This is a genomic window from Chitinophaga sp. CC14, assembly GCF_048957795.1.
In the GTDB taxonomy this organism is placed as follows: Bacteria; Bacteroidota; Bacteroidia; order Chitinophagales; family Chitinophagaceae; genus Chitinophaga; species Chitinophaga ginsengisegetis.
Window position 1 is genome coordinate 2133567 of sequence record NZ_JARBFY010000003.1, and the last position, 13286, is coordinate 2146852.

At 47.2% G+C, this 13286-nt stretch carries 9 protein-coding genes; 6 read left to right on the forward strand and 3 right to left on the reverse strand.

Features of this window, described 5'->3' with window-relative positions:
- Positions 1 to 8 precede the first annotated feature (8 nt).
- On the reverse strand, positions 9 to 3269 hold the full coding sequence (locus tag PV783_RS18470; RefSeq protein ID WP_420989108.1) for a SusC/RagA family TonB-linked outer membrane protein: 3261 nt from the start codon (positions 3267 to 3269) through the stop codon (positions 9 to 11).
- Between the two features lie 487 nt (positions 3270 to 3756).
- Here PV783_RS18470 and PV783_RS18475 point away from each other — a divergent pair, with 487 nt between their 5' ends.
- Positions 3757 to 4260, forward strand: a complete 504-nt coding sequence (locus tag PV783_RS18475; RefSeq protein ID WP_420989109.1) for a hypothetical protein — start codon at positions 3757 to 3759, stop codon at positions 4258 to 4260.
- A 134-nt stretch (positions 4261 to 4394) separates the two neighbouring features.
- On the opposite strand, the gene PV783_RS18480 is transcribed toward PV783_RS18475, so the two are convergent.
- The gene (locus tag PV783_RS18480) at positions 4395 to 5141 is read right to left on the reverse strand and encodes an XRE family transcriptional regulator (protein ID WP_420989110.1); all 747 of its coding nucleotides are present in this window, start codon (positions 5139 to 5141) and stop codon (positions 4395 to 4397) included.
- A 58-nt stretch (positions 5142 to 5199) separates the two neighbouring features.
- Positions 5200 to 6345 carry a redoxin domain-containing protein gene (locus tag PV783_RS18485; protein WP_420989111.1) on the reverse strand — a complete coding sequence of 382 codons (1146 nt, stop codon included), beginning with the start codon at positions 6343 to 6345 and terminating at the stop codon, positions 5200 to 5202.
- 95 nt (positions 6346 to 6440) lie between these two features.
- Between PV783_RS18485 and PV783_RS18490 the strand changes: the two genes are divergently transcribed.
- The 5 genes from PV783_RS18490 (at position 6441) to PV783_RS18510 (ending at position 13270) form a co-directional block, all read left to right on the forward strand.
- Positions 6441 to 6743: a hypothetical protein gene (locus PV783_RS18490; protein WP_079467591.1), complete on the forward strand. Its 303-nt coding sequence runs from the start codon at positions 6441 to 6443 to the stop codon at positions 6741 to 6743.
- An 80-nt stretch (positions 6744 to 6823) separates the two neighbouring features.
- The gene (locus PV783_RS18495; protein ID WP_420989112.1) at positions 6824 to 7588 is read left to right on the forward strand and encodes a LuxR C-terminal-related transcriptional regulator; all 765 of its coding nucleotides are present in this window, start codon (positions 6824 to 6826) and stop codon (positions 7586 to 7588) included.
- Between the two features lie 211 nt (positions 7589 to 7799).
- A complete protein-coding gene (locus PV783_RS18500; protein ID WP_079467590.1) occupies positions 7800 to 8414 on the forward strand; it encodes an RNA polymerase sigma-70 factor in 615 nt (204 codons plus the stop codon).
- Positions 8415 to 8722: 308 nt separating this feature from the next.
- Positions 8723 to 9736: a FecR family protein gene (locus tag PV783_RS18505; protein WP_420989113.1), complete on the forward strand. Its 1014-nt coding sequence runs from the start codon at positions 8723 to 8725 to the stop codon at positions 9734 to 9736.
- A gap of 51 nt (positions 9737 to 9787) precedes the next feature.
- Positions 9788 to 13270 (forward strand): TonB-dependent receptor, encoded by a 3483-nt coding sequence (locus PV783_RS18510; protein WP_079467588.1) that lies wholly within the window; start codon positions 9788 to 9790, stop codon positions 13268 to 13270.
- Positions 13271 to 13286: the final 16 nt, after the last annotated feature.

The window sequence follows — 13286 nt, forward strand, 5'->3', positions numbered from 1 at the left end:
TTTTATGGTTAAAGGCTAAGATCCAGTCCCAGGGTGAATTTTCTGGGAATGGGATAACCACTGCCGCTATATACTCCAAAGGCATCCACCTGCTCAGGATCAGGTATGTTTTTAGATTGTTTGAAGATATAGAGGTTGTCGGCCAGCGCATAGATCCTTAAACGTCTGAAGTGAATTTTATCCAGCACTTCCTGTTTGAAAGAGTAGGAGAGGGATACGTTTTTCACACGGAAGTAGGCGCCGCTTTCAATCCAGGCAGAACTCACCATGGCATATTTGTAACGGGTACCGTTTACGGAACTGAGACTCGGATAGGCTGCATTATCGCCCGGATTTCTCCAGTAGTTAATGCCGCTCAGGTCGGGCATGGAATGGGTGGAAAGGGAATGATAGGGATCTGGATCGCCATCATCCGTAGGTACCAGCTGGGAAAGCTTTCCGGCGAGGTAGTCGTTGAACACTTTACGGCCTGCCGTGAAAGTACAGAACACATACAGCGTAAAATTTTTATAGCTGAAAGTATTACCAAAACCGCCGGTTACTTTAGGGTTGGGGTTACCAGCCGGTATGTAGTCGGTGTTATCGAGAACGCCGTCGCCGTTGGAATCCTGCCAGATCGGGTCGCCACCTTTAAATGGATAACCATAGAAATTGAGCGGTAATCCGGTTGCCTTATTTACGGGTACATCTGCATCTGTAAAGTAGACGCCTGTTTTGTTAAATACGTTATACGAGTTCAGTGCTTGTCCCTGGCGGAGCAGGTATTTATCGAGATAAATATCACGGCCTCCGTTTGGCAGGGAAGTGATGAGGTTATCGTTATGTGCAAGGTTTAATAATGCCTGCCACTGGAATTTTGAAGATGGCTTCAGTACGTTGGCAATGAACTGCACTTCCACACCGGTGTTGCGTATGCCGATGGCATTGGCGGTGAGGATGGAATAGCCTGTGGTTACGGGTACGTTCAGGTTAAAGATACCGCCGTTGGTATTCTTGATATAAGCATCGGCCACTACATTAAACCTGCCGTTATATAAGGTTACATCCAAACCAAGATTGCTTTGTGTACTCTTTTCCCAGCTCAGGCTATTGTTGGTAAGTCCTTTGTCGAAGTTGAGAGACACAGCCGGAATACCATTATATGCAAAGGCGTAGTTACTATTTGTAGCAGGATTGGTGCTACCAGGGAAATCACCTGCACCGATGCGGTAAGTATTATAAGAAAGGTAGTTATCGCCACCATCCGGTTGCCGGCCGGCTACGCCATAGCTGGCGCGCAATTTCAACAGGCTAAGCCAGCTGCTGGCAGATTTGAGGGCGGGTTCGTCGCTGATCACCCAGCCACCGGATACGGAAGGGAAATAACCCCAGCGGTTATTTTTACCAAAACGGGAAGAGGCATCCGCAGTGATTACGGCTGATAACAGGTAACGTTCTTTATAGCCGTAGTTGGCTCTGAAGAAAAGTGATTGGATACCGCTCTGCAGCAGGTCGGAGCGGGTGTCCGCCAGGTTTTTATTGAGCACGGTAACGGTGCGGATCTGGTCATTCGGAATGCCGATAGCGCTGGATTGTGTAGCCCGGTATTCCCAGTACTCTGTATTCTGACCGGCCAGTAAGTTGAACGAGTGATTGGTATTCAGCGTGGTGGTATACTGGAGGGTATTGCTCATTAAGTAGTTGTTGGATTTATCAACAAAACTGGTGGCTTTACCGGTTCCATCTCTCCTTACAGCGCCGGGGGTGTAGGAGTCCATCCGGCTGTTGGTTTGTGTAAAGGAGATCACCGTGGTGAAGTTAAATTTGCTGGAGATCTTCCATTCAATGATCGGGCTGATAGACAGGTTATCATTGCTGTTCTGATCTGTGCCGCTGGTGGTGTTGCCAAAGATGAAGTCTTTGTTGGCATCGGTCATATACAGCAGGGAAGTAGGCAATGCGTTGGAGGCATAGTATCCGCCGTTGAAAGGACCGTAGCCGCCGGAGAGATCGTTAATAGATCTTGGGCGGTCTATTTTTGAATAACGGATTTGTGTATTGATCTGTACATTCGGAGAGAGGTTCAGGCCGGTGCTGCTGCTAAAGCTATAACGCTTTAAGCCGGATTTCCGGATGATCCCATCTTCACTGTAATAGTTAAGACCATAGCGGTAGTTGATCAGGTTATTACCACCGGAAATGGAGAGGTCGTAGTTGTCTACCCGGCCGGTTTGATACATACCGCCCTGGTAATCGTTGGCATTATTGAAAGCGGGATTGAGACTGTCGGTCAGCACCTGCGGAATATTTTTCAGGGTACCCCAGTTGCCGTAGTGATTGATCAACTCCATTTTTGCGCGGCGTTCTTCTGCGCCGATCAGCACTTTGTCCAGCTGCGGCATTTCGGTGAAGCCATGATAGGTAGCGAAATCAATTTTCGGTTTACCGGAGATCCCTCTTTTTGTTTTGATGATGATTACCCCGCCTGCGCCTCTTGATCCGTAGATCGCGGCTGCAGAGGCATCTTTGAGGATATCGATGCTTTGAATATCGTTGATGGAGATGCCGGCCATTACGTCGGTGTTGGTACCGGAGCCGTAATTGATGGCGGCAATGTCTTCCGTGGTTTGCGGTACGCCGTCTATTACGTAGAGGGGGCCGCTCAATGCGCGGGCGAGACTGGCCTTTCCGGAGTTGCTGGTAAAGTCGCTGTTGATGTTACGGCTCACGGCGGTGTTACCACGCATTACCACGTTGCTTCTTACGCCGGGTTCACCGGAGTAGTTCTGTACATCCAGGCCGGGTGCGCGTCCCTGCAGCAATGCGTCGAAGGTGGGCGTGGGCACATCCAGTAATGTTTTCGGATTAATGGAAGTAACGGCCGCGGTAACTGTTTTGCGGGATGTTTCCTGGTAACCGATAACTACCACATCTTTCAACACTTTTTTGTCTACCGGCAATACTACATTCAGGTGTGCGTTGGCTTCCTTTACTGTTACCGAGTAGGGGAGGTAGCCCATCATGCTGAAGGTAAGTGTGCTGCCCGGATTCATTTTGAGCGTGTAGCCGCCATCCGTGTTGGTGATAGCTCCTGATTTGGTATCTGAAATGCTTACAGATACGCCCGGCAATGGGTTGCCGTCTGAACCATCCTTTACTGTGCCTGATACGGTGATCTGTGTGGAGACAGATTTTACCTGTGCGGTACCTCTCAGGCATAGGAAGGTGAGGCAGAACGTTAATAACATAACAGCGCCGTTACGGCTGTTTTGTGTAAAATTAACAGTCATGTAAATTGATTTGAAACTGATGAATGATACTGGAATGCTGATTACCCAGTTGTTATTATGATATTGGTTGACGTATTATGCCCGGAATAAATATTGCTAAACGTATGCGTTGTTGTTGACTGATTTTGATTTGATAAATACCATCGTTATTTCCGATAGCTGAATGCTGGCCTGATAAACTCCTTTTTCTGTTATTAATTTACTTTTGGTCTGATAAAATTATTATCTTGCTAAATCGATTTTCTGAACAAATCACAGGTCTCTTAATGTGAGGATGAAATTAGTATGAAAGAGAAAAATAACTTGTTAATGAAATTTAAAAGATTGTAAACAATCTTAAAAAGAAGCGGGTCTGACAGAAGGCTGTATCTCCCTGCAGGTATACAAAGACGGCAATTTTATCATTCAATTTCCGGGGGATAGATATATAGTTTAAAAATATTATATTTACGGGCGTAAACAAATCACCTATCCGGAAATTATACCTATGAAACAACGCTACTTATTTGTCGGCATCCTGCTGACCATTTTCAGCATTCACAGCTTCGCGCAACAGGCAGCCAACCCGGGAAGCAGGGCCAAAGCCGCCGCCGTATTTACCAAAATACTTAACGATGCCGCCGTCGTATACCCGCCGGAGTTATCCTATCTCACAGAGGCGGGTGCAAAAATTGAATCGTCTTTCCGCGTGAGCGAAGAGGGTATCCTGTCGGTGACCTTCCGCTACCCGGTAGAAAACAGTTATAGTCTTTACCGCCTGAGCGCACCGGTAAGCTCTATCAAAGGCGTGTTCTATGACTATTACATCGGGCTGGAATTTGATGGCCCGGTAGTACACATAGCGGAGAGCGACAAAGGCAGCCGGGAGCTGAAAGAAAATAATACACTGGCGCTTTTTCATATTGCCAAGCCCGGCGACGGGCCGCAGGGAGAGAAGCTGAAAGTCCGGATGGAACAGGCATTGCAGGCGTTCCGGGAGAATTATAAGTAAAGGGAGCTTCTACGCGCCACCAGCGACCGGATTATCCTGGTCGCTGGTGGCGTGTTCAAAAATATCAGGGCGCCGGAGGAGCTGGAAACGCTTCATTATCTTCCACCGGGAAGCCTTGCGCTGGCGGGATTGGTTTAGTTCAGCTCCGGGAACTGTTTGCTCATATAACCGATGAAAGTCCATATCTCCAGTACCTCTTCAATCGCTACGGTTACTGTTTCATATTGAGGGTTCAGTGAATGCAGCGATAAGGTACCGTTTTGTTTAATGTGGTTGCCTACCACTTTAAATACAATTTCTTCTTCTCCGCCTTTCAGCACCAGGATGCAGGCGGTGTTATCTTTTAAATGGGACCAGTCCTGCAGGTACTGCGCAATAACATGACTGCCATCCGGAATAGGCTCCATTGAGTCGCCGCTGATGGGGAACATGCGGATGGTTTTACCCCTGGGTAAACCGGGCAGGGTAAATTTGGGCAATGCCGAAATAAACGCCGGGTCGCTGAAACCGCTACGGTAGCCTGCCCTGGCGCGTGCCGGTACAAACTCCATGTTTTCTTCGTTGCTGTTGTCTACCGTAATGGGGAGAATACGTATATGCCTGCCTGTTAGATCCACTTTTTTTCCGGTTTCCAGCTCCAGCAGTTGTTCTTCCGGCAGCTGCGACAGGTCTGTTTTTACCATGAGGTCCAGGTCTATTTTGAAATAGCCGGAAATCAGCGCCAGGTCGTCCATCCGGGGATTGCGCGTTTTGCCGCTTTCCTGTGCGGTGATCTTGTTCCGGTTTAGTCCAAGTAAGTCAGATAAGTGTTGTTGGGAAATCTTCTTTCGTGTCCGTAATAATTTGAGATTAGCGGCCCAGAACAGGGGCTGTTTGTCCATGTATTATATATTTACAATAAATTATATTTATAACTAACAAGGGCAAATGTATGGCTTTTTACTCATTCTGTTTGTTCAGTAAACTGTTTAATTGCTGGTAGAGTGATTCCCCGGAGAGGTCTTTATTAAAGATCATGCCGGTAGAATCTATCAGGAAGTTCTGCGGGATAGCCTTCACGCCATACACCCTGGCAGCCTGGTTTTTATCTATTTTAGGATCAGCGAGGTTGGTCCATACCATGCTGTCTTCTTTAATGGCTTCGAGCAAATATTTCCGGTCGGCCGGCGGGTCGAGTGCCACGCTGATAATGGTAAAGTTTTTATCCTTGAACTGTTTGTAGGCTTCCAGGATCTTGCGGTGTTCGCGTCTGCAGGGCTCGCACCAGGAGGCCCAGAAATCCAGGAATACGGTTTTGCCTTTGAAGTCGGACAGCCTCACCATTTTCCCGTTTATGTCGGGCACTTCAAAGTCGGGGGCGTCTGATCCAACTGTGAGGCTCCGGGCGCGGGCAATTTCTGCTGCAAAGGCTTTTCCTTCGGTGGTATTGCGTATTTCTTCGGAGAGTTTAAGGAAGATAGGTTCTATCATGCCGGGGTTTACATCCAGACCGGCCAGTTCTTCCAGTGCCATGAGGCTGAAAAAAGAGTTGGGATTTTCGGCGATGTATTTATGTTGAAGGAGTTTTTGTGCTTCATAGGATACCTGGTAGCGCAGAGCCATTTGCTGCTGGAATCCTTTGTCGTCTTTTTTACTGGCCGGCGCCCTGTTGTATTCTTTTGAAAGCTGGCGGATAGATTTCAGGACAGATTTCATGGACTTATTAAAATTAATTTCTTCCTCATTGAGTGGGGAAGAGATACGGGCTTTGCTCACGCGTTCGTTGATCACTACTTTGGTGGTTCCTTCTTCCAGGAAGAAGATCCGGGTATCCGCATCCGGGGGGAGCTGCATAAAATCGATGCCGCCTCCTTTGGTATCGAGGATGAGCATGGCACGGATGGGACCTTCCACAGTGCCTTCAAAGCGGAATTCACCATTTTGTACCACTGCGGAATCTACTACCAGGGCTTCGTTCACTACTTTGTTCAGGTATACTTTGGCGGGTCCGCTCTGTTTGGTCAGTTTGCCGTTCAGGATGTATTTCGCGGGTTGGGCATTTATGAATGCGGGCAAACACAGGGCTATAAGTGTTATTTTTTTCATAAGATCTGGTATCAGGACCCTAAACTATCAACAAAATTTATTCATTTGCAATACAAGACTTTTGTTAATCATGATTAACATTTAATATAGGGGCTATGGCAAATCAAAGTAAGTCGCCGCACATACTGAACACTTCTACCAATCTGCTGGGCTTTTGCCTGATCGTACTCACTTCCATTAAAGTGGCGCATTTTAATCATGCTACCATTATAGATGATTGTACCGGGATAGCCGCCATCCTGTTGATGGCGAGTTGCCTGTTGTCTTTTTTATCGTTGAAAAGCAGGGATGGAAGAAACAGTGAGCGGTTGGAGCAGGTGGCAGATTATACTTTCCTGGTTGCATTGATATGCATAAGTATCACAATTGTTTTTGTATCTTTTAATCTGCTGAGCTAGTTGGCGTTGCGGGAATGCCCGTCAACGGCTCTTTTTAGCAGGTTTGTTTACGGTTTACATTGTAATATCTCCCTCGTACCATGAAGATTCGCATTTATGAAGAAACCAGGAAGGTCTGGAATATACTGGCTGAGCGCAACGACCCGCCGGATCTGGCGCTGGAGATGGAACTACACAAGAAGGTGCTTAGTTTTTTCCAGGTGGGAGCGTGCTACTATTTTATATTTAATGCGGTAAGGGGAGAACTCGACTACATGCATCCGGGCGTATCCGAAGTACTCGGTTATAACGCGGATGAATGTACAATTACCGAGATGATGTCGCGTATTCACCCGGAAGATGTACCGAGCTTCCTCGAATTTGAGCAGGCGACAGTGGATTTCTTTTCCCGGCTGCCGCCGGAAAAAGTACTGAAGTATAAAGCGCGCTACGATCTGCGGCTGAGGAAAGCCAATGGCGAATATGTGCGGATACTGCAGCAGGCCACCTGCATACAGCATGATGAAACCGGCGCTGTATTGCGCACCTTATGTGTGCATACGGATATTACCCATCTGAAATCCACCGGCCGCCCGGTACTGTCTTTTATAGGGCTGGATGGAGAGCCTTCCTTTACCAATGTGGAAATCAGGAAAACGCTTACGCCCAGCCGGGAAGTCCTGACCAAAAGAGAAAAAGAGATCCTCCGTTTGGTGCTGGCCAGTATGCCCAGCCGGGAGATCGCCACGCATTTAAATATCAGTAAGCTTACGGTGGACAAGCACCGTAAAAACATGCTGAAAAAAACAGGGATCAAATCGGCAGCCGAGTTGGTGGTGAAGGCGGTAAAGGAAGGGTGGGTGTAAGCGGAATCCCCGCTGGTATTGAATAAATGCGCTATTGAATATCGATTTATTTATATATCAGCAGGGATAATTGTTTATATTGATCTTTTTTTATAACATTGTCATTGTAATGATGTCAACCAAAGTTTCACGATAAACAACCAGAACAATAAAAGAGAACCGCTGATTCTCGTTTTTTTTGTCCACTAAGCAAAAACGTTTTAGCATACACATGAAGATGGATGAGATTAGTGAATGGCAGATGCAGATTGCGCGTTATGATGATGAACAGGCATTTGCCCGTTTGTTCCGTCATCTGTACGACCGTTTGTTGCATTTCTGTATCAGGTATGTACATGTAAGGGAAGCGGCAGAAGAAATAGTATCCGACGTTTTTGTGAAGCTCTGGAACCGCCGCAAGGAAATAGAGGAGGTATCCAACCTGGAGGTATATCTTTTTGTAGCCGTAAAAAATCACTCACTCAATTACCTGGAGCAATATTCCCATCTGCGCATTGTACCGCTGTCCGGTTCGGATACAGCCGACCTGCGTAACAGCATCGACCTGGAGCGCGACCTGGAATGGAAGGAGATGCGTTTTAAAATGGACCAGATCGTGTCCGCGCTGCCGGCCCAATGCCGCCGCATTTTTCAGCTGATCAAGGAAGACGGCTTCAAATACAAGGAAGTTGCCGAAATCCTCAATATCTCTCCCAGAACCGTGGAAACGCAGCTTTTCCGCGCCATGCGCCGGCTGAATGAAGGGTTGGGTTCCATTGGCAAAACCAAAGGTGTATTGCCTCCGCTGATCATTTTACTGGCCATCTCCTGCCGGATGTTGTATTAAGCGAGGAATCGCCTTCGGCGATTGGAAATTGTCTTGGAGCAGGATTACACTGATTATATTGACTACACTGAGATTTTTTTTAGATTTTTAAAAAGATTAAGGGAGATAAAAGTTGATTTATTCGCTTTTATCTCCCTTAATCTTTTTAAATCTTACAATATCAATCAAAAAAATCAGCATAATCAGTGTAATCCTGCTCCAAGACAATTTCCAGTCGCCGAAGGCGACCACAGCAAAATTTTTTTTCTCCGCTTGTAAGTAGTTTTCCCTCCGCTACCTGTCCTTATACCTGAACACGATTCCATTTTATGATAAACGAAGAACATTTCGTCTTACTGGTTACCCGTAAACTGGCGGGAGCTGCAACCCCCGCAGAACTGGCGGAGCTGGATGCCCTGCTGGAACAGTACCCGGTACTGAAAGAGAAATATCATCATCTCCACCACTATTTTAAAGATCCGCTGCACCTGTCGGCCGGAAACACGGAACAGGCCCTGCAACGGACGCTGTCTAAGATAAAACAACAAACGACTAACATCCATCCGATGGAGCCTAAAAGGTCCGGGAGATGGAAATGGGTAGCCGCTGTTGCTGCTGCCATATTGTTACCGGTTGGCGCCCTCTGGTTTTTTAACGCTACACGTCAAACACCGGATGCCGGCCGGGAACAATGGTTGAAACGCAGTAACGGCAAGGCTACCCGGTCGTTTATTGAACTGGCCGATGGCAGTAAGATCTGGCTCAATGCGGAGAGTGTGATCACTTACCCCGAAAAGTTCCGGGGTGACAGCCGCGAGATCTTCCTCGAAGGGGAGGCCTTTTTTGATGTAGCCACCAACGCCAAACGTCCATTTATTGTACACCTGAAAAAGGGTACCATCAAAGTACTGGGTACTTCTTTCAATATCCGGGCCTATGAAAATGAACCTGTGCAAACCGCCGTGGTAACAGGCAAGGTGGCCTTCATTCCCCGTTATGAAGGCACTAAAAAAATCAGTGATACCATCCTGGTAACGCCGGATGTAAAAGTAACCTATACCGCCAGCAGCGGTACGCTTATCAAAGGCAATACCATTGGATCGGAAGATAAAGCCTGGACAGAAGGACGGCTTATTTTCAGAAACGCCACACTGGAGGAAATCGGCGCGAGCCTGCAACGCAACTTCAACAAGCGGGTAGAGTTTGAAGCCAACGCACCCAAACAGTACCGGTTAACCGGGGCTTTCCATAATAACTCCCTGGAAGATATTATGTACTACCTCAGTAAATCAAAAGCATTCCACTACCGCATCACCGATTCAACATTAGTTATAGGAGAATAATAAGCATCAAGCCAACACCAATATTTATTCATTTTTAATCACCACTACGTTATGAGAAAGGTATTATACAAGCCTTCTTTTCGTCCGCCTTTCCTGTCGCTGATAATCTGCTTATCGCTGCTGAGCGTGCTGGATCTGCACGCGCAGGTAGCCTATGCGGCAGGGTTACGCCGGCAGGTGCAACATCAGCCGGTAAAGGAACGGGAAAGACCTCCGGCAATGAACCAACTGATCAGCCTGCAGGTTGATAATGCCAGCCTTGCACTGGTACTGGAAAAGATTGAAGCACAAACCTCCCTGGTTTTTGTGTATTCCAACGATGATATTAAAGCCGCACAAAAAATATCCCTGAATGTAAAGGATAACAAACTGGATGATGTACTGCAGATGATCCTGTTGCCGCTGGAAATCAACTATGAATTCATCGCCAATAAAATTATCCTGAAGCGTAGTAATCTTACTGCCAACGGTGATCAGCAGCAGGATATTACCATTACCGGCCGCGTAGTGGATAACAAAGGCCAAACTATTCCCGGCGCCAACGTGCGTGTAAAAGGAATGAGCGTTGGTACCGTTACCAATGCAGAAGGTAATTATACCCTGAAGATCCCTGCCAGCGCCGCTAATGGCACACTGGTGTTTTCTTCTGTAGGGTATGTATCTTCTGAAATATCCATCAGTGGAAGAACCAGCATCATTGCCATGCTGAATGTAGATTCCAAAGACCTGGGTGAGATCGTGGTAACAGCTTATGGCCAGCAAAAGAAAACACAGGTAACTGCTTCCATCAGCACCATTAATTCAAAAGATATTACCAGCAGGCCGGCAGTAAACATGTTCCAGGCATTGCAGGGACAGGCGCCTAACCTCATCATGCAGCAGAACACCGCCGAACCCGGCGCTCCCATGACGATGAACATCCGTGGAGTAGGTAGCTTAACCGGCAACGCTCCACTCGTGATCATTGATGGCGTGCAGGCCGGAGGTAATGGTTTGCAGAACCTGAACCCCTACGATGTGGAAACCATTTCTGTACTGAAAGATGCCGCATCCGCCGCTATCTATGGTTCACAGGCCGCCAATGGTGTAATCTATATTACTACGAAGAAAGGTAAAAAAGATGATCACCCCTCTGTTACCTACAATGGTATGTACGGCTGGCAGATGCCTACCACACTGCCCCGGCAGATGGAAGCATGGCAGTACATGACCCTGAAAAACGAAGCCCTCGTAAACTCCGGTAAAACGCCGCAGTATACGCCGGGTGATATAAAGTCGTGGCACGACCGTGGTTCCGAACCCGCCATGCTCACCGAAATGATCCGTAAATATACCCCGCAGCAGAATCATAATTTAAGCTTAAGCGGTGGCGGCAAAACCAGCAGCTATTTGTTGTCGCTCGGATACCTCGATCAGGGCAATATGCTTCAGAATAAATATGTGCCGCAGGACTTCTACTACAAACGCTACAATGCCCGCCTCAATGTATCGGTAGATGTAAGCAAGTATGTGAAAGTAAGCGGTAACGCAGCTTACACCCGCTCTAATTACCGCACACAGGTATCTGATATCGGCTTCCTGATGCGTGATGCCATGCGCGTACCACGTACCACTGCCGTGAAAGATACGCTCGGTAACTGGGTAGTACCACCGCTGACGAGTAACAGCGTAATGGCTTTACTGGCGCAGGGGGGATACAAACTGAGAACAGTAGATAACCTGATGGGTGGAATCGACGTAGTAATCACACCGGCAGATCATTTTAAGATCAACCTGAATGCTTCCGGTAATTATAATATTGATAACACGGCTACCCGTATTAATAAATTTACGTATGCACCTTATTATACTACTGCTACACCGCCGTTGTACAATGAGATGCACAACTCCGAATATAAAGACCTTACAACAAACGTGTACGGTACTGTGGAGTATGAAAACACCTTTGCCAAGCATTACGTAAAAGGACAGGTGGGTGTGCGCAGTGATGCCGTGAACGAAGGCTATGGTTTCCGTGCCGACCGTTTTGGTACCACCAACCTGGACAACGACTGGGCGATCGGTGGCGGCTATATTCCCAAACCGGATGGCACCTATGATTACAGGGATATCGGCACGTATAACGATATGAGCAATCCTAATTTGTATGCGCTGAATTCTCTTTTCGGAAGATTTAACTACGCTTACAACGATAAATACCTGGCGGAAGTAACCTGGCGTTATGATGGCTCTTCCAAGCTGGCTCCGGGCCACCGCTGGCAGTTCTTCCCGGCGTTTTCACTGGGATGGAGAGTAACAGATGAAGCCTTCATGGAAGAAGTAAAGGATAAGATCGGCAACTTTAAACTGCGCTACTCCTGGGGACAGGTGGGTAACTCCAACATCGGAGGATTCAACTATCTCTCAAGGGTGAGCATCAATAACGCCAATTATGCCTTTAATAATTCCATTGCTCCCGGTAATACTTTCTCTACTTACAACGACCTGTTGCAGTGGGAAATTTCTACCATGAGCAACTATGGTATCGATGCAGATTTCCTTAAAGGTGCATTAACAGCGTCTTTCGATTATTTTAATAAGACAACAGATGGGATCTATCTTTTCCAGACGGTACCGGGAACCGCAGGTACAGCCGCTCCGCTGGAAAACGTAGGTAAGGTAAATAACAAAGGCTGGGAGCTGGCAGTGAACTACCGGCTGACTACCGGCAAATTCCATCACAACTTTGGCTTCAACCTCGCCGATAACCTGAATAAAGTGATTAAATTCGGCCAGGAATCTGTTCGTGGTTCTGATGTTACCTTTATTATTAAAGAAGGGTTTCCTATCGCTTCTTACTACGGTTATAAATCCGAGGGACTATACCAGAACCTGGATGATATAAAGAACGCGCCTAAAGTACCGTTTGCCTACAACCAGCAGGTAATGCCGGGAGATGTGAGATATATAGACCGTAACAAAGATGGCGTGATCGATGAAAACGACCGCTACATCTTTGGTAATCCTTTTCCCCGTTACACTTTTGGCTTTAACTACAGCGTGAGCTGGAAGAACTTCGACCTTACCATGTTCTGGCAGGGGGTGGGCAAGCGTTCACAGTTCCTGAGAGGCGATATCGTGGAGGCATTCCATAACAACGAAGACCACGCCATGGTGCAGCACCTGGATCGCTGGACGCCTACCAACCCGGGCGCTTCCTACCCACGGTTAACCATCGGTTCTGCAGATGCCAACAACTTCGCTTATTCCGACTACTGGCTGTTTGACACCAAATACCTGCGTCTGAAAAACTTCCAGCTGGGATATAACCTGCCTGCATCTTTAGTAAGCAGGGCGCGTATCCAGGGTGTGCGGGTATATTTTACCAGTCAGAACCTGATAACGATTATGCCTAAACGCTTCCGTGAAATAGGTGTGGACCCTGAGTTTACACAGTTTGATGATAAGTTGTCCATGTCTAATTACAATCCTATTGCAGGACGTAATTATCCGAATGCGGCCACTTTTGCTTTTGGTCTGGATGTTAAGTTTTGATGCCTAAACAATCAAT